The 20,392-nt window shown below is 65.7% G+C and carries 17 protein-coding genes and 1 pseudogene; 8 read left to right on the forward strand and 10 right to left on the reverse strand.

Annotation, left to right across the window (positions count from 1 at the left end; all coding sequences use genetic code 11):
* Positions 1–7 precede the first annotated feature (7 nt).
* Positions 8–1,216 (reverse strand): 3-oxoadipyl-CoA thiolase, encoded by a 1,209-nt coding sequence (gene pcaF / locus ACVW17_RS05870; protein WP_456751041.1) that lies wholly within the window; start codon positions 1,214–1,216, stop codon positions 8–10.
* A 292-nt stretch (positions 1,217–1,508) separates the two neighbouring features.
* Here pcaF and mutS point away from each other — a divergent pair, with 292 nt between their 5' ends.
* A complete protein-coding gene (gene mutS, locus ACVW17_RS05875) occupies positions 1,509–4,238 on the forward strand; it encodes a DNA mismatch repair protein MutS (protein ID WP_456751042.1) in 2,730 nt (909 codons plus the stop codon).
* 194 nt (positions 4,239–4,432) lie between these two features.
* Here the strand turns inward: mutS and ACVW17_RS05880 are convergent, their stop codons facing one another.
* The 5 genes from ACVW17_RS05880 to ACVW17_RS05900 form a co-directional block, all read right to left on the reverse strand.
* Complete coding sequence (locus ACVW17_RS05880) at positions 4,433–5,239, reverse strand: hypothetical protein (protein WP_456751043.1); 807 nt, start codon at positions 5,237–5,239, stop codon at positions 4,433–4,435.
* 150 nt (positions 5,240–5,389) lie between these two features.
* Entirely contained in the window at positions 5,390–5,899 is a 510-nt protein-coding gene (locus ACVW17_RS05885; RefSeq protein WP_456751044.1) for an OsmC family protein, read from the reverse strand.
* 58 nt (positions 5,900–5,957) lie between these two features.
* Positions 5,958–6,743: an ABC transporter ATP-binding protein gene (locus ACVW17_RS05890; RefSeq protein WP_456751045.1), complete on the reverse strand. Its 786-nt coding sequence runs from the start codon at positions 6,741–6,743 to the stop codon at positions 5,958–5,960.
* A complete protein-coding gene (locus tag ACVW17_RS05895; protein ID WP_456798931.1) occupies positions 6,743–7,579 on the reverse strand; it encodes an ABC transporter permease in 837 nt (278 codons plus the stop codon). Before ACVW17_RS05895 ends, ACVW17_RS05890 begins: the two co-directional genes overlap by 1 nt.
* Positions 7,580–7,786: 207 nt before the next feature.
* Positions 7,787–8,761, reverse strand: a complete 975-nt coding sequence (locus ACVW17_RS05900) for an aliphatic sulfonate ABC transporter substrate-binding protein (protein WP_456751046.1) — start codon at positions 8,759–8,761, stop codon at positions 7,787–7,789.
* 198 nt (positions 8,762–8,959) lie between these two features.
* Between ACVW17_RS05900 and ACVW17_RS05905 the strand changes: the two genes are divergently transcribed.
* On the forward strand, positions 8,960–11,752 hold the full coding sequence (locus ACVW17_RS05905) for a [protein-PII] uridylyltransferase (protein ID WP_456751047.1): 2,793 nt from the start codon (positions 8,960–8,962) through the stop codon (positions 11,750–11,752).
* A 137-nt stretch (positions 11,753–11,889) separates the two neighbouring features.
* Here the strand turns inward: ACVW17_RS05905 and ACVW17_RS05910 are convergent, their stop codons facing one another.
* From ACVW17_RS05910 to ACVW17_RS05920, 3 genes are all read right to left on the reverse strand, one after another.
* The gene (locus ACVW17_RS05910; protein WP_456751048.1) at positions 11,890–13,836 is read right to left on the reverse strand and encodes a glycosyltransferase; all 1,947 of its coding nucleotides are present in this window, start codon (positions 13,834–13,836) and stop codon (positions 11,890–11,892) included.
* Positions 13,833–15,191 (reverse strand): HlyD family secretion protein, encoded by a 1,359-nt coding sequence (locus ACVW17_RS05915; protein WP_456751049.1) that lies wholly within the window; start codon positions 15,189–15,191, stop codon positions 13,833–13,835. Before ACVW17_RS05915 ends, ACVW17_RS05910 begins: the two co-directional genes overlap by 4 nt.
* Positions 15,192–15,552: 361 nt before the next feature.
* Positions 15,553–15,810: a hypothetical protein gene (locus ACVW17_RS05920; RefSeq protein WP_456751050.1), complete on the reverse strand. Its 258-nt coding sequence runs from the start codon at positions 15,808–15,810 to the stop codon at positions 15,553–15,555.
* Between the two features lie 415 nt (positions 15,811–16,225).
* Between ACVW17_RS05920 and ACVW17_RS05925 the strand changes: the two genes are divergently transcribed.
* From ACVW17_RS05925 to ACVW17_RS05950, 6 genes and pseudogenes are all read left to right on the forward strand, one after another.
* Positions 16,226–16,774, forward strand: a complete 549-nt coding sequence (locus tag ACVW17_RS05925) for a PAS domain S-box protein (protein ID WP_456796861.1) — start codon at positions 16,226–16,228, stop codon at positions 16,772–16,774.
* Complete coding sequence (locus ACVW17_RS05930) at positions 16,767–17,978, forward strand: sensor histidine kinase (protein ID WP_456796862.1); 1,212 nt, start codon at positions 16,767–16,769, stop codon at positions 17,976–17,978. Before ACVW17_RS05925 ends, ACVW17_RS05930 begins: the two co-directional genes overlap by 8 nt.
* A pseudogene (locus ACVW17_RS05935) lies at positions 17,972–18,641 on the forward strand (response regulator transcription factor). Before ACVW17_RS05930 ends, ACVW17_RS05935 begins: the two are co-directional and overlap by 7 nt.
* A gap of 90 nt (positions 18,642–18,731) precedes the next feature.
* The gene (locus ACVW17_RS05940) at positions 18,732–19,121 is read left to right on the forward strand and encodes a response regulator transcription factor (RefSeq protein ID WP_456751053.1); all 390 of its coding nucleotides are present in this window, start codon (positions 18,732–18,734) and stop codon (positions 19,119–19,121) included.
* 168 nt (positions 19,122–19,289) lie between these two features.
* Entirely contained in the window at positions 19,290–19,466 is a 177-nt protein-coding gene (locus tag ACVW17_RS05945) for a hypothetical protein (protein ID WP_456751054.1), read from the forward strand.
* Positions 19,463–19,657: a hypothetical protein gene (locus ACVW17_RS05950; RefSeq protein ID WP_456751055.1), complete on the forward strand. Its 195-nt coding sequence runs from the start codon at positions 19,463–19,465 to the stop codon at positions 19,655–19,657. The genes ACVW17_RS05945 and ACVW17_RS05950 overlap by 4 nt, the downstream gene beginning before the upstream one ends.
* A 170-nt stretch (positions 19,658–19,827) precedes the next feature.
* Here ACVW17_RS05950 and ACVW17_RS05955 read toward each other — a convergent pair whose 3' ends face one another.
* Positions 19,828–20,352 (reverse strand): methylated-DNA--[protein]-cysteine S-methyltransferase, encoded by a 525-nt coding sequence (locus ACVW17_RS05955; protein WP_456751056.1) that lies wholly within the window; start codon positions 20,350–20,352, stop codon positions 19,828–19,830.
* Positions 20,353–20,392: the final 40 nt, after the last annotated feature.

A 20,392-nucleotide genomic window follows, 5' to 3' on the forward strand; every position in this document is an offset into this window, starting at 1 on the left:
CATTGGATCAATTCAGTTTTTCGATCGCGACCGCAACGCCCTGGCCGACTCCGACGCACATAGTTGCCAAGGCAAGCTTCCCGCCCCGCTTCTCCATGCCGTGCACGGCGGTCAGCACCAGCCGCGCGCCGCTCATGCCGAGCGGATGGCCGACCGCGATCGCGCCGCCATGCGGATTGACGAAATCGGCATCTTCCTTGACGCCGAGCTGGCGCAGGCAGGCGATGCCCTGCGAGGCGAAGGCCTCGTTGAGCTCGATCAGGTCGAAGTCCGACACCTTGATGCCGAGACGCTCGACCAGCTTCCTGGTCGCCGGCACCGGCCCGATGCCCATGATGCGCGGCGGCACCGCGGCCGAGGCGAGGCCGAGGATCTTTGCGCGCGGGGTCAGGCCGTGCTTCTTCACCGCGGCTTCGGACGCGAGGATCATCGCGGCGGCGCCGTCATTAACACCCGACGCGTTGCCCGCGGTCACCGTACCCGGGTTGCGCACGATCGGCTTCAGTTTTGCCAGTCCTTCGAGCGTGGTTTCAGGACGCGGATGCTCGTCCTTGTCGACGGTGATGGGGCCGGCCTTGCCGCCGGGCACCTGGATCGGGATGATCTCCTCGGCGAAATAGCCCGACGCGATCGCAGCACCCGCGCGCTGCTGCGAGCGGATCGCCATCGCATCCTGATCGGCGCGCGAGACCTGGAATTCCTCGGCGACATTCTCGCCGGTCTCCGGCATCGCATCGACGCCATACTGCGCCTTCATCAGCGGATTGATGAAGCGCCAGCCGATCGTGGTGTCGTAGATCTCCGACGAGCGCGAGAAGGCTTCCGCCGCCTTGCCCATCACGAACGGCGCGCGCGTCATCGATTCGACGCCGCCTGCGATCGCGAAGTCGATCTCGCCGGCGCGAATGGCGCGGCCTGCGGCGCCAACCGCATCGAGGCCCGACGCGCAGAGCCGGTTCAGGGTCTGGCCGGGAACCGACTCCGGCATGCCGGCCAGCAGCAGCGCCATGCGCGCGACGTTGCGGTTGTCCTCGCCGGCCTGGTTGGCGCAACCGAAATAGACCTCGTCGACCTCGTTCCAATTGATCGTCGGGTGCTTGGCCATCAGCGCCTTGATCGGGGCGGCGGCGAGATCGTCGGCGCGCACCTTGGCAAGCGAACCGCCGAAACGGCCGATCGGGGTCCGGACGGCATCGCAAATGAACACATCACGCATTGAATCTCTCCCTGAATGCCGCGACTTAGGCGCTGGATCGGCTGGAACTTGAGGGCAGTTTTAGGAGCGTGCCCGCGGCAGGTCAATTGACGCCGCCGCGTGGCATCAGCGCATTGCCGTGATGCCTTGTCATATCTCGGGCCGTGGAGAGGGTGGAAAACCCCCTTGTCACGGATAGGACCACGCAGCGAAATTCTGTAGTTTCCGCCGTCTGGAGCCTAGGGCTCCAGATTCTTGTTTGGACGCGTTTTCTTCACGCGAACCGGTGCCCACTTCTCTCGAAAACGCTCTGATGACCATCCAACAGCCCATCCCTGTTCCGCCCGAGGCCGCTCCTGCCGCCGAGGCGCCGTCGCGCGTCACGCCGATGATGGAGCAGTATCTCGAGATCAAGGCCGCCCACCCCGGCCTGCTGCTGTTCTACCGGATGGGCGATTTCTACGAGCTGTTCTTCGAGGATGCCGAGATCGCCTCGAAGACGCTCGGCATCGTCTTGACCAAGCGCGGCAAGCATCAGGGCATGGACATCCCGATGTGCGGTGTGCCGGTCGAACGCTCCGAGGATTACCTGCATCGGCTGATCGGCGCCGGCCATCGCGTCGCGGTGTGCGAGCAGACCGAAAATCCCGCCGAGGCCAAGGCCCGCGGCAACAAGAGCGTGGTCCGCCGCGGCGTGGTGCGGCTGGTGACGCCGGGCACCCTGACCGAAGACACGCTGCTCGACGCCCGCACCAACAATTATCTGATCGCGATCGCGCGCGCCCGCGGCTCGGCCGGCGCGGACCGGCTCGGGCTTGCCTGGATCGACATCTCGACCTCCGAATTCATGGTGACGGAGTGCGCGACATCGGAGCTTGCGGCGACGCTGGCGCGGATCAATCCGAACGAGGCGATCGTCACCGACGCGCTGTATAGCGACAATGAGCTGGCGCCGACCCTGCGCGAGCTGCCGTCGGTGACGCCGCTGACCCGCGACGTGTTCGACAGCGCCACCGCCGAGCGGCGGCTGTGCGACTATTTCGCGGTCGCGACCATGGACGGCCTGTCGGCGATGTCGCGGCTGGAGGCGACCGCCGCGGCCGCCGCCGTCACCTATATCGACCGCACCCAAGTGGGGAAGCGTCCGCCGCTGTCGCCGCCGGCGCGCGAAGCGGCCGGCACCACGATGGCGATCGATCCGGCGACCCGCGCCAATCTCGAACTGACGCGCACGCTCGCCGGCGAGCGCCGCGGCTCGCTGCTCGATGCGATCGACTGCACCGTCACTGCGGCCGGCTCGCGGCTGTTGGCGCAACGGCTTGCCGCACCGCTCACAGACGTTGCCGTGATCGCGCGACGGCTAGATGCGGTCTCCGCATTCGTCGCGGATTCCGCCGCGCGCGAGGACGTCAGGACCGTGCTGCGCGCCGCACCCGACATGTCGCGCGCGCTGGCGCGGCTCTCGGTCGGCCGCGGCGGACCGCGTGACCTCGCGAGCCTGCGCGACGGCATCCTGGCTGCCGACCAAGCGCTGGAGCTGCTGGCGCAGCTCTCCGATCCGCCGGCCGAGGTATCGGCCGTGATGGCGGCCTTGCAGCGCCCGTCGCGCGATCTGGCGCGGGAATTCTCCCGCGCGCTGTCCGAGCAATTGCCGCTGATCAAGCGTGACGGCGGCTTCGTTCGCGAAGGCTATGAGGCCGCGCTCGACGAGAGCCGCAATCTGCGCGACGCCTCGCGTCTCGTCGTCGCTGCGATGCAGGCGCGCTATGCCGAGGACACGGGCATCAAGACGCTGAAGATCCGGCACAACAACGTGCTCGGCTACTTCGTCGAGGTCACCGCGCAGCACGGCGACAAGCTGTTCGCGCCGCCGCTGAACGCAACCTTCATCCACCGCCAGACGCTGGCCGGACAGGTCCGCTTCACGACGGCAGAGCTCGGCGAGACCGAGGCCAAGATCGCCAATGCCGGCGAGCGCGCGCTCAATCTCGAGCTCGAGATCTTCGAACGCTTGAGCGCGATGGCGCTGGCCGCCAGCGATGATCTGCGTAACGCCGCGCATGCCTTTGCGATGCTCGACGTCGCGACCTCGCTGGCGAAGCTTGCGATCGACGACAATTATGTGCGGCCCGATGTCGATGGCTCGCTCGGCTTCGCGATCGAGGGCGGACGGCATCCAGTGGTCGAGCAGGCGCTGAAGCGCGACGGCCAGCCGTTCATCGCCAATGCCTGCGACCTGTCGCCGGCGCCGGGCCAGAAATCCGGCCAGCTCTGGCTGATCACCGGTCCGAACATGGCCGGTAAATCGACCTTCCTGCGCCAGAACGCGCTGATCGCGCTTTTGGCGCAGATCGGCTCTTACGTCCCGGCGTCGCGGGCGCGGCTCGGCATCGTCGACCGGCTGTTCTCGCGCGTCGGCGCCGCCGACGACCTGGCGCGGGGACGCTCGACCTTCATGGTCGAGATGGTCGAGACCGCCGTGATCCTGAATCAAGCGAGCGAGCGGTCGCTGGTCATCCTCGACGAGATCGGCCGCGGCACCGCGACCTTCGACGGCCTGTCGATCGCCTGGGCCGCGATCGAGCATCTGCACGAGAGCAACCGCTGCCGCACGCTGTTTGCCACCCACTATCATGAACTGACCGCGCTCTCGGCGAAGCTGCCGCGGATGTTCAACGCCACGGTGCGGGTCAAGGAGTGGCAGGGCGACGTCGTGTTTCTGCACGAGGTGCTGCCGGGCTCCGCCGACCGTTCCTACGGCATCCAGGTCGCCAAGCTTGCCGGCCTGCCGCCCGCGGTGATCACCCGCGCCAAATCGGTGCTGGCGAAGCTCGAAGCCCAGGACCGCGGCCAGACCGCGCGCGCCCTCGCCGATGACCTGCCACTGTTCGCCGTCCCCTCCCGCGCCGCCGCCGAGGACAAGCCGCCGAGCGAGGCCGATTTGCTGGTGGAAGCAGTAAAGGCTCTGCACCCCGACGAGATGTCGCCGCGCGAGGCGCTGGATGCGCTCTACGCGCTGCGGGCGAAACTGCCGAAGCAGTAGATCTGTAGCCCGGATGCAGCGAAGCGAAATCCGGGAACGCTGTCGCTATTTGCACGACCGCCCCGGATTGCGCTGCGCTCCATCCGGGCTACAAAACTCTCCACTGTCATTGCGAGCGAAGCGAAGCAATCCATCGCTCCACGGACGCGGAACCATGGATTGCTTCGTCGCTACGCTCCTCGCAATGACGGACGTCAGGCTTTGTGCGCCAGCAGCTTCCTCCGCCCAAGCTGCCACAGCACCAGATTCCACACGACGCAGGTGGCGAGCGCGCAGCTGAGCCCAATCGGCGAGCCGAATTGCGCGACCGCGACGTGCAGCACCGCGATGCCGAGGCCGAAGCCGAGCAGGCCCCAAGCGCTGTTGGCGAGCACGGCGGCGGTGGCGGGGCCGCCGATGCGCGGATGCAGGATCAGCATCATCGAGGAGAACACGATCGGAAACAGCGCGATCACGCCGGTGACGCGCGGACCGACCCAGGTCGATGCGGTGACCACGGTGCCGACCAGGCTCGCGACCAGCGCGGCGCGCAAGGGAATGTCGTACCAGCGCCGCGCGATCAGCGGCATTTTCGCGACATGCCGATACGGCTTGAGCAGCGGAATGCAGATCGCAAAGGCGATGGCATTGAGGATCAGCCCGCCGGCCAGTGTCCAGGCGAACTGGCGGATGATGGTGCCGAGCACGAGCCACAACGCGATTGCTGCGCCCGCGCTGATCCACATGCTGAAGCGCTGCGCCAGTACCGCATAGGTGAGGCCCATGAAGATCGTCGCTGCGTTGACCGGCAGGCTCGACAGAGCGCCCTCGGCAATGAAGGCGGCGTCATGGTCGAGCGCGAGGAAGGTGTAGGACGGTCCCGCTGAGATCGGCAAGGTTGCGATCAGCGCGCCGATCACCGGCCCCGACCGCTCCGTGATGATGGACGCGCTGACCACGAACGCGGCCGCAACCACCATGCGCAGCACGAGGAGCAGGATGAAGTGGAGTTCGGGGGACATTTTTCCGTCGTCCCGGGCAAGCGAAGCGCGACCCGGAACCCATAACCACGACCGCTAGTGGGGAACGAAAGCCGTCGAACAGCAGAATTTCAACGATAGGACACGGCGTGTGGGTCCCGGCTTTCGCCGAGACGACGCCGGTGAAAGCCGCTACACCCTCACCATCGACACCGATACCTTCGGGCCGTTCTTGATGGTCTGATAGACCACGCAGTAACGCTCGGTGAGTTTCAGCAAGAGATCGAGCTTGTCCTGCGGCGCGTCGGTGCCGACGTCGAAGCGCAGGCGGATCTCGCGGAAGCCGACCGGGGCCTCCTTGTCGACCCCGAGCGTGCCGCGGAAATCGAGATCGCCTTCGGCAAAGACATTGCCGACCTTCAGCGGTACCTCGACGGCGGTCGCGACCGATTTCAGCGTGACGCCGGCGCAGGCGACCAGCGCTTCCAGCAGCATGTCGCCGGAGCAGAGCTCGAGCCCGGAGCCGCCGGTGGCGGGATGCAGGCCGGCGACCGCGAGCGCGCGGCCGGTCTCGACCTTACAGGAGATGCTCTCATTGTCGATCGAGCCCTTGGCCTTGAGCGTGATCACGGCGGCCTGGGGGTCGGTCTTGTAGCGCTCCTTGATCGGAGCCTGCATTGCGCGGAGTTCGGCGGAGTCCATGGGTCTGCTCCCAGCTGTTCTTCTTAGCCTTTGGATGTAAGGCCTTGGAGCGCCGATGTCACCACCACATCGCCTCGCCGGCGCTGGATTTGTCGGTGACGTCACGCACCGAACGGTCCAGCGAGCGGTCGAGCGCGGTCAGCACCCGGCGCTTGAAGCTGTCGAACAGCTCCGATTTGCGGTCGCGCGGCCGCGCCAGATTGACGGTGATCTGCTCGAACAGCCGGCCCGGCCGCGGCCGCATCACCAAGACGCGATCGGCGAGCACCACGGCCTCGTCGACGTCATGGGTGACCAGGATCAGGGTCGGCCGCGTGTCGGCCCAGAGATCGAGCAGGTGATCCTGCAGATCGCGCCGGGTGAAGGCATCGAGCGCCGAGAACGGCTCGTCGAGCAGCAGCACTTCGGGCTGCGGCACCAAAGCGCGGGCGATCGCCACCCGCTGCGCCTGCCCGCCGGAGAGCTCACGCGGCCAGGCCGACGCCTTGTCGGCAAGGCCGACGCGGGCCAGCGCGGATGCGACCCGCTCGCGCCTGATTTCGGCGGGGAGGTCGGCGAGGCCGAAGCCGATATTGTCGGCGACGCTGAGCCAGGGCAGCAGCCGCGGTTCCTGGAAGATGATGCCGATCTTGGCGTGCGGCGAGGTGATGACGGCATTGTCGAGCGTCACGCTGCCGGTGCTGGCGCGATCGAGGCCCGCGATGGCGCGCAGCAGCGTCGACTTGCCGCAACCGGAGCCGCCGATGATCGCGATGATCTCGCCGGGCGCAATCTCGGCCGAGAAGCGCTCCAGCGCGTGGACGCCGTTCGGATAGGTCTTGCCGACCTCTTTCAGCGCCAGCATCAGGCCCCTCCCCGCGCGCCGAACGCATCCTGCCAGCGCAGCAGCGGCGCGGCAGCGATTTCGATCAGCCAGTCGGTGAGCTTGCCGAGGATCGCGAAGATCACGATCGCAGCGAGGATCTGCGCCGGCTTGCCGAGCTGCTGGCCGTCGATCAGGAGATAGCCGAGCCCTTCGGAGGCGCCCATGAACTCGGCCGCGACCACGAACATCCAGCCCAGCCCAAGCCCGACCCGCAGCGACACCACATAGGCCGGCAGCACCGCGGGCAGCAGGATGCGGCGGATCATCGCAAAACCGGACAGGCGGAACACGCGGCCGACCTCGACCACCTTGCGATCGACCGAGAGAATGGCGCCCATCACGCCGAGATAGACCGGAAAGAACACACCGACCGCGATCAGCGCGACCTTCGAGGTCTCGAAGATGCCGAGCCACAGGATGAACAACGGCACCCAGGCGATCGAGGGGATCGCACGAAGCGCCTGCACCGTCGGATCAAGCAGCCGGCGGGCGAAAGCCCAGTAGCCGGAGATTGCGCCCATGATGGTGCCGGCGATGACGCCGAGCGCGAAGCCCGCGCCGACCCGCCATAGCGTTGCCAGGATATGCCGCGTCAGCTCGCCGCTTTTGGCGAGCGCGATAATGGTCTCGAACACCTTGGACGGCGGCGGCACCAGGCGGCCGTTGGAATAGCCGAGCGCAACGACGAGTTCCCAGCCGAGCGCGAGCACGACCGGCACCGCGAGTCCGAGCACGGGGCGCGCAACACGCGACCATCGCGCCGACGCCGCACGCGGCGCGGCCGTCTGTTCCAGCGCGGGCAGGTCAACGGTCATGGCCATAGCAAGAACGACTCTTCGCGGGGGATTGCAAGGTGGGCGCGGAATGGACCGCGGCCCTCTTCCCTTCTCCCCTTGTGGGAGAAGGTGGCGCGGACGCAGTCCGCGACGGATGAGGGGTCTCTATCCGCGGAGACAGACCCCTCACCCGGCTTCGCTTCGCGAAGCCACCCTCTCCCACAAGGGGAGAGGGTGCAGCGGCAGTTAATTCGTCGGCAGCGGGATCTGGTCGTCGATCAGCGCATCCAGCGCGGCCTTCACGTCGGTCTTGGCATCGATCACGCCCGCCTGCTGCAAGGCGAGGCCGGCGGCGAGGATCGATTCCCGTTGCGGCGCGCCGATCCGGCTATGGGTCAGCTCGGTGCGCTCCTTGAGCTGCTTGTCGACCACGGCGTCCGGCAGTTTCGTCACCGCGATGAAGGTCTTCTTCAGCTCGTCATAGTTCGCCAGCGAGTATTTCCGCGCCTCCTCATACGTCGCGAGCACGCGACGAACGATATCCGGATGCGCTTTCAAAAACTCCTCGCGGACATTGAGGATGCCCCAGGTGTTGGCGTCGGGCTTGCGGTAGAACAGCTTGGCACCGTCCTCGACCTCGGCCTGCGCCATCATCGGGTCAAGGCCGGCCCAGGCGTCGACATCGCCGCGAATCAGCGCGGTCTTTCCGTCGGCGTGCTGCAACAGCACCGGCGTGATGTCCTTTTCGGCCAGACCGGCGCCGAGCAGCGCGCGGACCAGGAAGATGTGCGGATCGGTGCCGCGCGTCACCGCGACGCGCTTGCCCTTGAGGTCGGCGACGGAGGCGATCTTGGAGTCCTTGGTGGTGACCAGCGCGGTCCATTCCGGGCGCGAATAGACATAGATCGACTTGATCGGATTGCCGTTGATCCGGGCCACCAAGGCGGCCGAGCCCGCGGTCGAGCCGAGATCGATCGAACCGGCGTTGAGGAATTCAAGCGCCTTGTTGGAGCCGGCCGACTGCACCCAGACGATGCTGATGCCGTCCTTGGCGAACTCCTTCTCCAGCAGGCCCTTCTGCTTCAGGACCATCGACACCGGATTGTAGGTCGCCCAGTCGATCCGAATCTCCTTCAGCGCGTCGGCGGAGAATGCCGCGCCGGGCAACAAGGTCGAGACCGCGAGCAGCGCAGCGAAGCCGCGCCGGGAAATTTTGTGCATTCGTCGATCCCTTCGATCGGACTAAGAAACAATCTTTTATTTCAATGAGTTATCCTTGCGGTCAACGAGAAAATCTCTACCCTTTACGCGATGGCGCGAGAACGAACTTGCTCGTAGCGGCGCCACGAGAGCATGGAGCTGCTGTCATTATACTTTGGTCCGTGACAGCAACAGCTCCGTCCGATATCGGATGAACGTATGGACAGTGTCGTAGCCGAAGCCCGCCCTGAAGCGGATGATCGTTTCGAGACCGCGCGGATCACCGCTTCGGTCAATGCACTGGCCGAGCAGCATGCCGGCCGCGAGGACCAGTTCCGCGCCGCGATGGCGCAGCTGCTCAAGGCCGAACTGATCGCGGCGCGCGCCAAGGCGCAGGCGCTGCTGCTGAAAGACCGTCACGGCCGGCGCTGCGCCGAACGGCTCTGCTTCGTGCAGGACGAGATCATCCGCATCCTTTACGCGGCGGCGACCCGGCATCTCTACCACTCGCCGATCCCCTCGGGCGCAGAACGCATGGCCGTGGTCGCGACCGGCGGCTATGGCCGCGGGCTGATGGCGCCGGAATCCGACATCGATCTCTTGTTCATCCTGCCCTACAAGCAGACCGCCTGGGGCGAGCAGGTCGCCGAAGCCATCCTTTATTGCCTGTGGGACATGGGGCTGAAGGTCGGCCACGCCACCCGCTCGGTCGATGAATCGATCCGCCAGGCGCGCGGCGACATGACGATCCGCACCGCGATCCTGGAAACCCGCTTCCTGACCGGCGACCAGCCGCTCTATGACGAACTGGTCGAGCGCTTCGACAAGGAAGTGGTGCACGGCACCGCGGCGGAATTCGTCACCGCAAAACTCGCCGAACGCGAGGAGCGGCATCGCCGCGCCGGCCAGTCGCGCTATCTGGTCGAGCCCAACGTCAAGGACGGCAAGGGCGGCCTGCGCGACCTGCACACGCTGTTCTGGATCGCCAAATACGTCTACCGCGTGCGCGAGACCGACGAGCTCTTGGAGCGCGGCGTGTTCGACGCGCAGGAATACCGCACCTTCCGCCGCTGCGCCGACTTCCTGTGGTCGGTGCGCTGCAACCTGCATTTCTTCGCCGGACGGCCAGAGGAGCGGCTGTCGTTCGACATGCAGCGCGAGATCGCGGTGCGCCTCGGCTACACCTCGCATCCCGGCATGCAGGACGTCGAGCGCTTCATGAAGCACTACTTCCTGATCGCGAAAGACGTCGGCGATCTGACCGCGATCCTGTGCGCCAGGCTCGAGGAGGAGCACAACAAGCCGGCGCCGGTGCTGAGCCGGATGGTGGCGCGGCTGCGGCCCGGCACCAAGCGGCGGCGGGTCAACGGCAGCGACGACTTCATCGTCGACAACAACCGCATCAACCTCGCGGCGCCCGACGTGTTCAAGCACGATCCGGTCAACCTGATCCGGATCTTCCGCCTCGCGCAGCAGAACAACCTCGCCTTCCATCCCGACGCGATGCGCACTGTGACGCGCTCGCTGAAGCTGATCAATACCCAGCTGCGCGAGAACGACGAGGCCAACCGGCTGTTCATGGAGATCCTGACCTCCAACGATGCCGAGACCGTGTTGCGGCGGATGAACGAGACCGGCGTGCTCGGCCATTTCATCCGCGCGTTCGGCAAGATCGTGTCGATGATGCAGTTCAACATGTACCACCACTATACGGTGGACGAGCATCTGATCCGCTGCATCGGCTTTCTGCAGGACATCGAGCGCGGCGGCAATGAGGAGTTCACGGTCGCCAGCGACCTGTTCCGCAAGATCCGCCCCGAGCACCGCCCGGTGATCTATATCGCAACCCTGCTGCACGACATCGCCAAGGGCCGGCCGGAGGATCACTCGATCGCCGGCGCCAAGGTGGCGCGGCGGCTGTGCCCGCGGCTCGGTTTCTCCGCTGCCGACACCGAGCTGGTGGCCTGGCTGATCGAGGAGCATCTGACGATGTCGACGGTGGCGCAATCGCGCGATCTGTCGGACCGCAAGACCATCGAGAATTTCGCCGCCGTGGTGCAGTCGGTCGAGCAGATGAAGCTCTTGACGATCCTGACCACCGCCGATATCCGCGGCGTCGGCCCCGGCGTCTGGAACGGCTGGAAGGCGCAGCTGCTGCGCACGCTGTATTACGAGACCGAGCCGGTCTTGACCGGCGGCTTCTCGGAGGTGAACCGCGCCCAGCGCATCGCGGTGGCGCAGGCCGAATTCCGCCGCGCCTTTACCGAATGGCCGGAGGCCGAGCTCAACACCTATATCGGCCGGCACTACCCGGCCTACTGGCTCAAGGTCGAGCTGCAACGCAAGATTCGCCAGGCGCGCTTCATCCGATCAAGCGAACAGGCCGGCCACAAGCTTGCTATCAATGTCGGCTTCGACGAGGTCCGCGCGGTCACCGAGCTGACGATCCTGGCGACCGACCATCCCTGGCTGCTGTCGATCATCGCGGGCGCCTGTGCCTCGGCCGGCGCCAACATCGTCGACGCGCAGATTTACACCACGACCGACGGCCGCGCGCTCGACACCATCTCGATCTCGCGCGAATACGACCGCGACGAGGATGAGGGCCGCCGCGCCACCCGAATCGGCGAGATGATCGAGCAGGTGCTGGAGGGCAAGCTCAGGCTGCCCGAGGCGGTGGCCAAGCGCGCGGTGCGCAGCAAGGCGCGGCCGTTCATCGTCGAGCCCGAGGTGACCATCAACAACCAGTGGTCCGACCGCTACACCGTGATCGAGGTTTCCGGCCTCGACCGGCCCGGCCTGCTCTACCAGCTCACCACCGCGATCTCGAAGCTCAACCTCAACATCGCCTCCGCCCATGTCGCGACCTTCGGCGAACGCGCCCGCGACGTGTTCTATGTCACCGATCTGCTCGGCGCCCAGATCACCGCCCCAACGCGGCAGGCCGCGATCAAGAGCGCGCTGCTGCATCTGCTGTCGAGCGAGGACCAGGCCGCGAAGCCGGCGGCGTAGGGACTTTTTCCAGTCGTCGTCATTCCGGGGCTCGCGAAGCGAGAGCCCGGAATCCATCGGGCCGCGGCTATCGTGGTGAAATGGATTCCGGGCTCGCGCTGCGCGCGCCCCGGAATGACGGCGGTTGGGGCGGTGGCCTAACCGAACAACCGCATCAGCAGCGCCTTGCCGACCGGTGCGGCGCGCACGCTGCGGAAGGCGCGGACATATTCGCCGGCATAGAACGCGCGCACCACATTGATCCGCGTCGCAACCGCCTCCTCGAAGCGGACGCCGAAACCGTCGCTTGTGCGGCGGACCACCAGCGCGGTGACGCTCTGGCCGTAGACATTGCACTTGATCGAGACACCGATGGCCGGCGGCGCGGGATCGATGAAGCGCGCGCCTGAGATCGAGATGTCGGCCATCCGCACCAGCCGCGATTCCGCGCCGTCCTGAATCAGGATCGGCTCGTCGCGCTCGAACCGCTCGGCCTTCCTGCGCCGTGGCTGCTCGATGCAGATGAAGCAGACGATCGCGAGCACCACGCAATTATACAGGCTCCAGCCCAGCGCCAGCCCGCCATAGGCGATGTTCTCGCCGCGCAGATGCAGGATGAAGGCGTAGGCGATCGCGAACAGCGTGATCAGCAAGGCAGTGCCATAAAGTCGCAGCAGCGGCCATTCGATGAAGCGGCGGTTGCGGTCGCCACCCTTGGCCGTCACCTTGAATTTGTGGCCCTGCGGCTTGGCAAGTCCGGTCACCACCGCCTTCAGCACCGCGGGTGCGGCGATGTATTGCGAGACGTCGGTCATGATCGCGAGCGAGCGGCCGCGCGAGATCCAGGCCATCGTGAAGGCGTGCCAGACATAGAACGGCATGAAGTATTTCAACAGCTCGAACAGGTCGGCGTGGACCGCCTTGATCCCGAACAGCAAATAGAGCCAGGGCACGACCAGGCCGAACACCTTGGTGCCATAGACCGCCGCCCAGCTCATGAAGGCATCGACCAACGACAGCCGGTCCATGAATGCGAGTTTCGATTGCCGCGAGAACGGCCCGCTGCGCCCCCGGAAGATCTGCATGAAGCCGAGGCACCAGCGCCCGCGCTGGGTGATGTATTCCTTCAACCCCTCCGGCGCGAGGCCGATGGTCAGGCGCTCGTTGAGATAGACCGTGCGCAGGCCTTTCTCCTTCAGGCGCAGCGTGACGAGGTAATCCTCCGTCACCGAATCGGTCGGGAAGCCGCCGATCTGCATCAGGCCGGAGAAGCGGATCAGCGATGACGTGCCGCAGCAGAACGCGGTGCCCCAGGCATCCTTGGCCGGCATCAGAATGTCGAAGAAGAAACGCTGCTCGTCGGGCCACACGTCGGTTGCGGCAAGATTGGTCTGGATCGGATCCGGATTGATGAAGTGCTGCGGCGTCTGCACGACGCCGACACTGCCATCCTGCATCAGGCTGATCGCCCGGGTCAGGAAATCCGGCATCGGGACGAAATCCGCATCGAGGATCGAGATGAACTCGGGCCGCTCGGCCAGCCCCGATACATGCTGGAGCGCATGATTGATGTTGCCGGCCTTGGCGTGGCGGTTGTCCGGACGTGTCAGATAGTCGCAGCCGAGTTCCTGGGCGAGTCGGCGCAGCCACAGCCTGCGCCCGTCGTCGAGCACCCAGACGCGATAATTCGGATAGTTCAACCCGGTCGCACCGATGATGGTGCGCTCCAGGATCGCCTTCTCCTCATTGTAGGTGCAGATGAAGACATCGACGAGCGGCGCGTCGGCCGACGCCCCGGATCGCCGCAGGATGGCGTTGACTTCGGGCGAACGGTCGATGGTGCGGCTGAGGAACAACAGCGACAGGCACACCGCGAGCATCGAGGCCGCCTCGGCCACCACGAAGGGATAGCCGACCACGGCGTCCGCGGTGAGACCCGGCGGCGGCAAGGTCTGGGTCACCCGCCAGATGAAATAATGCAGCAGCAGGATGAACGACATGCCGGTCATCATGATGCGCGCCAGCGTCTGCTCGCGGTTGAGCAAAGGCAGGAGCGCAAGACAGGCGCCGAAGGCGACCAGCCCGGGCGCGAATGCCGCCATCATGGCTTTGCCGCGTCCGTGTTGAACACCACCCGCCCGGTGCGTCCGACCGCGCAGTCCTTGCCGGTGGTATCGATCTCCGGCATCGAGACCGTCACCCGGTAGGGTTCCTTGTTCAGCGCATCCGGATTGATCGCGAGGTTCGCCGGCGCGCCCGACGCGCCGGTGAGGTTGACGATCTCGCCCTTGATCGCGGCACTGCCGTCGTTCGGCTCGAAGCTCGCCTGCTCGCCGAGCTTGAGACGGTTGTAGACGCCTTCGGTGACGTTGGCGGTGACGACGGCGCCGCTGCAATCGAGCAGCTTGAGCAGAGGCTGCCCGGCCCTGACATCTTCGCCGGGCGACGTCATCATCTCCCAGATGCGTCCGGCGACCGGCGCCTTGATGTCGGCCTCGGCCCGGTTGATGTAATGCAGCTGCTCCGAGGCAATCTCGTGGGTCAGCCAGTCGATCTCCGCATCGGAATGCGCCAGGTCGGCGCGCAGATCGCTGACGCGCTGGCGCATCTCCTCTTCGCGTTGCACGGAACTCGGCCGGTCATTGTAGCTGTCGCCGAGATAGGTGCCGTTCTTCGCCGCCGTGAGCTCGACCTTGGCGGCGTCGAGCCGCCGCTGCGCGCCGATCTCGGTCTGCTGGGCGATCGACTGCTCGCGCGTCAGCCGGGCCATTTCCACCGTCGAGACGCTGCCCGATTTGATCAGCGACGAGGCGCGTTCGACCGCCGCCGTCGCCTCTTCCCGCCGCGCCGCCGCGGCCTCGATCGCGGTCTGGATTTCGGCGATGCGGGCCTGGAGCTGGAGGATGCGGCCGTCGCGGAACTGGCCGGCTTGGCGGGCGAGGTCCTGTTGCGCCGTCTCGGCGGCGGCAAGCTTGGCAGCCAGGCTCGGCCGCTCATTCTCGAGGCGGGACATCTGCCGGCGGAGATCGTCGAGCCGCACCCGATCGCCGCGCGCGTTGACGACATGGAGGATCGCGTCGCCCTCGTGGACCACACTGAGCTGCGTCGCGCTCTGCTGCGGCTTCGCGCTCACGGTGCCGTCGATCGGCGAGCGCAAGGTCACGATCCTGGCGTTGACCACGGCCTCGACGCTCGAGGTCTGCAACACGGCTTTCAGCGGCAGCCAGCCGAAGACCGCGACAATGGCAAGGCCAGTCCCGATCTTGAGCAGGCGGCGGACCATCCGGCCCGAGCCCGCGGGCGCGTCGGGCTGCGGCACGCCCTCGCTGACCGGCTCGTCATGCGCCGGCTGCAAGCGGTCCTGCAAGTCGCGCTGCAATCCGCGCGCGCCCTCGGCATCATCCTTGGTGACGGAAACACTGCCGTCGGCAAACGGCTTCTGCTGCTGTGCCTGATTCATGATGTCCGGCCCCTGATCTGCGGAGTGCGCGAACCAACGCACAGCTCTTGGGAGCGATGCCGTTGCCGGACAGATCCAATAATCAGGTGCTTCAAAACCGGCTAAGGCGAACCGGGCATCTTTCGGAAAAATTGCTGCAATTCTGCCCGGGGCGGAGGCCTTATGGCGGCGCGACGTCGTTGACCTGGTCGCCCGTCATTCGAGACGCGTCCGAAAAACTGAGCCCGGAATCCATCAGGGCTAGAGGGGACTGGATTCCGGGCTCTCTCGGAAGGCTGTTGTCGGACCCGTCTTGCGCGACCCTGGCGTGAGCAGCCATCGCTCCGGTCCGGCAGCCTGCCGGGGCTAACTCCTGGCGTGCCTACGATCCTGGATCGGCTTGCGCGTGCAGTGCTGCCAGGCTCGCGCCCAGCAGGGCCAGGTAGCTCGCCTGACAGATCACGACGCCCAGATCGAAGACGTCGAGCAGATCGATCCAGGAATGGTCGGCCGGCGCGCTCGCGGCTTGCTTGCCGCCATCGATCACGGTCGGCTGGAAGCTGCGGTCGAGCCTTTCGCGCTTTGCCTCGTGCCCGGCATCTTCGGAACAGAGGATCAAATGCAGGCGCCTGTTGGGCATTTCAACCTCCCGTCCCTGATTGGCGATTGCCGAAGCCCGGAGACCTCTACCGTCATCGAGTTACCCAATAAGCGTAGTCACCGGGAGGAAACAGGCCATTGAACGGAGGTTGGTCCGGCCGTTACATTCGGATGGGGACGACATACTTAGGTTTATCCGCAACCCCGGCCTGGGCGTCACGGGCGAATTCGCTGTCCGGGCGACCGCATGCCCCAGCAGCGGAACGTCAAAAAGGCCCGCATGATCCGGGCCGGGCGTCGAGAAAGCTGCTAATGTGCGGCCGTTGGGGCGACGTTGTCGCCGCTGATGATGGCGGTCACCTGGCGACGCAGCGCGGCCTGTGATGGCCAAGTGTGATGGCAAAGTGCCATAGCCAGTCCTGTGCCAAGTACCTTGCCAAGTGCTGGTGCTGCCAATGATGCGCATCCCCACCATGAAGTCCTGGTCGGCCGAGCAATGGCTGCTCGGCGGCATGGTGCTGGCCCTGGCCGCCACCTGCGTGGGGCTGTTGCTTGCTCCGCAGCCCACGGCTTCCGCCCATCTGATTGCGCTGGCACTGCTCGTCGCCTCGCTTGCCGCGGCGCTGCTCGTGATGCGGTTGGCGGCCCGCACCCACCGGCGAATGGAAGCCATGTTGCGCGGCCAGGCCAGCGGCGAACAGCGCGCGATGGAAGCGCTGCGCAACAGCGAAGCACAGTGGAAGGAGGTGTTCGAGCACAACCCGGTCATGTACTTCATGGTCGACGCGACGGGCCTCGTGCTGTCGGTCAACACGTTCGGCGCGGCGCAACTCGGCTACACCGTCGACGAATTGCTCGGGCAATCCGTGCTGCGGGTGTTTGCCGCCGAAGACCGCGATATCGTCCTGCGCAACGTCGCGGCGTGCCTCGACAAGATCGGCCAGCCCCACAGCTGGGAAATCCGCAAGGTCCGCAAGGACGCTTCAAGGCTTTGGGGTGCGTGAGAACGCCAAGGCCGTGCGACGGCTCGACGGTCAGTTGATCGTCCTGATCGCATGCGAGGACATCACCGAGCGCAAACAGGCCGAGAATGCGCTGCAGCAGAGCGAGATGTATCTGACCGAAGCCCAGCGGTTGAGCCACACCGGCAGCTTCGGCTGGCACGTCGCCAGCGGCGAGATCATCTGGTCGGACGAGACGTTCAGGATCTTCGAATTCGACCGGGTTCCTTCGATCAAGCACGCCACGGTGCTGCAACGCGTCCATCCGGATGATCGCAGCCGCGTGCAACGCACCATCGACCGCGCCTCGCTCGACGGCAACGACTTCGAGCATGGCTACCGGCTGCTGATGCCGGATGGGACGATCAAACATGTCCACGCCAGGGCGCATGCGGTGACCAACCTCGCGGGCGACACCGAGTTTGTCGGCGCCGTCACCGACGTGACCGCCCGCAAGCGCGCCGAGGCCGAGCTGCATGACGCGCAGACCAACCTCGCGCACGTCACGCGGGTGACTGCGCTCGGTGAGCTCGCGGCATCGATCGCCCATGAGGTGAACCAGCCGCTTGCCGCGGTGGTCGCCAACGCCGCCGCATGCCTGCGCTGGCTCAACCGTGCGGCCCCCGATCTGAACGAAGCGCGCGGCGCGGTCAGGTCGATCATCAGCGATGGCAACCGGGCGGGCGAGGTCATCCAGCGCGTCCGCGCGCTGGTGAACAAGACCGCCGACCAGAAGGCGCCGCTCGACATCAATGAAGCCATCAACGAGGTGATCGGCCTCGTGCAACATCAGTTGCAAAGCCAACACGTATCCTTGCAGCTCGAGCTCGCTCCCGCGCTTCCGCCTGTGGTCGCCGACCGCATCCAGTTGCAACAAGTCATCCTCAACCTGGTCATGAATGGCATCGAGGCGATGCAGCCGGTCATGGACCGGCCGCGGCAACTCGTGATCCGGACGCGCCAGGACGATGCCGGGCAGATCGTGGTTGCGGTCACCGACTGTGGGGTCGGGATCGCGGCAGAAAACGTCGAGCGGCTGTTCGACGCCTTCTACAGCACCAAGGCCAGCGGCATGGGGATGGGATTGTCGATCTGCCGCTCGATCGTCGAAGCTCACCGTGGCCGGCTGTCGGCGACCGGGAACAGCAACCGCGGCGCGACATTCCAGTTTACCCTGCCACTGCGTCAAGAGGATCACGCATGGTGACTGGACGCGCCGCATCGCCGCCCACAAACGCCGAGGATCCGATCGTGTTCGTCGTCGACGACGATGCCTCGGTGCGGGACGCACTGAACAATCTGTTCCGGTCGGTCGGCCTGCGGACCGCCGTGTTCGGGTCGGCGCATGAATTTCTGCAGCACAAGCTTCCGGATGTCCCGAGCTGCCTGATCCTGGACATCAGGCTGCCCCGGCTGAGCGGGCTCGACTTTCAGGCGGAGCTGGCCAAGGCCGACATTCATATTCCGATCATATTCATGACCGGTCACGGCGATAATCCCGATGACGGTCAGGGCCATGAAGGCGGGGGCCGTCGATTTCCTGACCAAGCCATTCCGCGATCAGGACATGCTGGATGCCGTCACGACAGCGATCAAGCGCGACAAGAGCCGGCGCGATGACGCGAGGGTTCTCGCCAACTTACGCGCAGCCTTCGCGGCCCTGACGCCGCGTGAGCGTCAGATCATGAGCCTCGTGACCGCAGGCCTCATGAACAAGCAGGTCGCCGCCGAAATCGGCGTGGCCGAGATTACGGTCAAGATCCACCGCGGGCATATCATGCGGAAAATGGCCGCGAAGTCGTTGCCCGATCTGGTCAGGATGGCACAGACGCTCGGAATCGGGCCGGCATCCGGCAGCGCACAAACCTAAGTATGATTCTCCGGCCCCGGTCGGCGACGCACTGTGCCCCGTATCAGTGCACAGACCGCAGGCCCTCCGCCCGTCCCCAGGAAGACCCTTTTGTCCAATCCGCCAGTGATATCAATCATCGACGACGATCTGTCGGTCCGCACCGCGACCGACAATCTCGTCAGATCGCTGGGCTACGCGGTCGAGACCTACGCGTCGGCCGAGGAATTCCTGCACTCGCCCCACCTCAGCGACACATCCTGCGTGATCACCGACGTCAGGATGCCGGCGATGAGCGGGCTCGACCTGCAAGCCCATCTGATTGCCGGTGGACGACGCTTTCCGTTCATCTTCATCACGGCGTTCTCCGTCGAGGCCGACCGGGCCCGGGCCATGGAGGCGGGCGCGATCTGCTTCCTGATCAAGCCCTTTGACGGCGATGCCCTGATCAGATGCCTCGATGCCGCGCTCGCGCAGCCCGGCACAGCGACGAGCGAATGAGTTCGCTTCGCGTATACGCAGGGATAATGCCGCGAAACATCTGGACAGGTTGCGGACAGACGATGATGGCGCGAGGTTTCGCGCCGTCGCCCATCGGGATGATCGGCGGCATGGACAGCATCAGACATTTCGATTGGCAAGTGGCAATTCCTCGGGAGGGAGGTCGCCATGCGTGCGGAACCGCGCTGCGCCCAGTGTGACAGCGAACAGCCCAAGATCATCTGCCTGCGCAATCCGGCGGGCGAGCGCTACTGCGGACGGCTCTGTCTTTACAAAGGTCAGGAGAACTTCATTCGCTGGCTTTGGCGGGCGAATGCGCAGCTGGAGGCGGAGGCCGTATCATGACACCCCGTTGCGGGAATCCCGGATGCAGGCGTCCCTTCGGGCTGATCCGGCATAGCTGGCACTTCGAGCAGTTCTGCTCGACGCAATGTCGCGACGTCTACAAGCGGCAACTGGAGCGCAACAAGGCCTATTGGAAGTGGCTCTATCCCCTGGCCAGGACCAACGACAGCCCGTCCAGAAAGCCGGCCTGACCGATAGCGCGCAAGGAGAGTCCCGATGACGACGGTCGATGCGATGCTGGTCGGCGCGATCCTTGCCTGGGTGCCCTCACTGATCGTCTTCCTCTACATCGTGCGTGATCTGCGCAATATGCCCCGCGAAGACCTCGATTGATTGTCTCGCGGCCTGGCAGAGCGGGCCGCTATATCTCCACACCCTCGTGGCGCAGCAGCCAGCGCTTGCGTTCCAGCCCGCCGCCATATTTCACCAGCGAGCCGTTGGCGCCGATCAGGCGATGGCAGGGCACGACGACGCTGATCGGGTTGGAGCCGTTGGCGTGGCCGACCGCGCGCATCGCATTCGGCGCTTTCAGCCTCAAAGCCAGCGCGCCGTAGCTCATCGTCGTGCCGGGCGGAATGGTCGGCAGCGCGTGCCAGACCTTCTGCTGGAACGGCGTGCCGGCGACGCGCCATGCAACATCGGTCAGGCGGTCGAGATCGCCCTTGAAATAGTCGCCGAGCGCCTTGCGCATCGCAGCCGGCGCGCGATCGTCCCGCAGCGTGACCGTGCCATAATGCAGCCGCAGCAGTTCGAGCATGCGCCCTTCATAGTCGTCCCAGTCGAGCGCGCGCAGCACGCCGTCGTCATCGGTCACCAGCAGCGCGGTGCCGATCGGCGTCTTCAGGCGGTCGAGATTGAAGGTCTGGGCAGTCTTGCGGTCGGCCATTGTGATCTCGCGGAAATCGGTCACGCTCGGCGATACTTTC

This window comes from Bradyrhizobium sp. USDA 4473 (genome assembly GCF_054063335.1).

Excerpts from the sequence above, each read along its gene's own strand:
- pcaF (WP_456751041.1), bottom strand. The coding sequence starts at position 1,216 with ATGCGTGATGTGTTCATTTGCGATGCCGTCCGGACCCCGATCGGCCGT.
- mutS (WP_456751042.1), top strand. The coding sequence starts at position 1,509 with ATGACCATCCAACAGCCCATCCCTGTTCCGCCCGAGGCCGCTCCTGCC.
- ACVW17_RS05880 (WP_456751043.1), bottom strand. The coding sequence starts at position 5,239 with ATGTCCCCCGAACTCCACTTCATCCTGCTCCTCGTGCTGCGCATGGTG.
- ACVW17_RS05885 (WP_456751044.1), bottom strand. The coding sequence starts at position 5,899 with ATGGACTCCGCCGAACTCCGCGCAATGCAGGCTCCGATCAAGGAGCGC.
- ACVW17_RS05890 (WP_456751045.1), bottom strand. The coding sequence starts at position 6,743 with ATGCTGGCGCTGAAAGAGGTCGGCAAGACCTATCCGAACGGCGTCCAC.
- ACVW17_RS05895 (WP_456798931.1), bottom strand. The coding sequence starts at position 7,579 with ATGACCGTTGACCTGCCCGCGCTGGAACAGACGGCCGCGCCGCGTGCG.
- ACVW17_RS05900 (WP_456751046.1), bottom strand. The coding sequence starts at position 8,761 with ATGCACAAAATTTCCCGGCGCGGCTTCGCTGCGCTGCTCGCGGTCTCG.
- ACVW17_RS05905 (WP_456751047.1), top strand. The coding sequence starts at position 8,960 with ATGGACAGTGTCGTAGCCGAAGCCCGCCCTGAAGCGGATGATCGTTTC.
- ACVW17_RS05910 (WP_456751048.1), bottom strand. The coding sequence starts at position 13,836 with ATGATGGCGGCATTCGCGCCCGGGCTGGTCGCCTTCGGCGCCTGTCTT.
- ACVW17_RS05915 (WP_456751049.1), bottom strand. The coding sequence starts at position 15,191 with ATGAATCAGGCACAGCAGCAGAAGCCGTTTGCCGACGGCAGTGTTTCC.
- ACVW17_RS05920 (WP_456751050.1), bottom strand. The coding sequence starts at position 15,810 with ATGCCCAACAGGCGCCTGCATTTGATCCTCTGTTCCGAAGATGCCGGG.
- ACVW17_RS05925 (WP_456796861.1), top strand. The coding sequence starts at position 16,226 with ATGATGCGCATCCCCACCATGAAGTCCTGGTCGGCCGAGCAATGGCTG.
- ACVW17_RS05945 (WP_456751054.1), top strand. The coding sequence starts at position 19,290 with ATGCGTGCGGAACCGCGCTGCGCCCAGTGTGACAGCGAACAGCCCAAG.
- ACVW17_RS05950 (WP_456751055.1), top strand. The coding sequence starts at position 19,463 with ATGACACCCCGTTGCGGGAATCCCGGATGCAGGCGTCCCTTCGGGCTG.
- ACVW17_RS05955 (WP_456751056.1), bottom strand. The coding sequence starts at position 20,352 with ATGGCCGACCGCAAGACTGCCCAGACCTTCAATCTCGACCGCCTGAAG.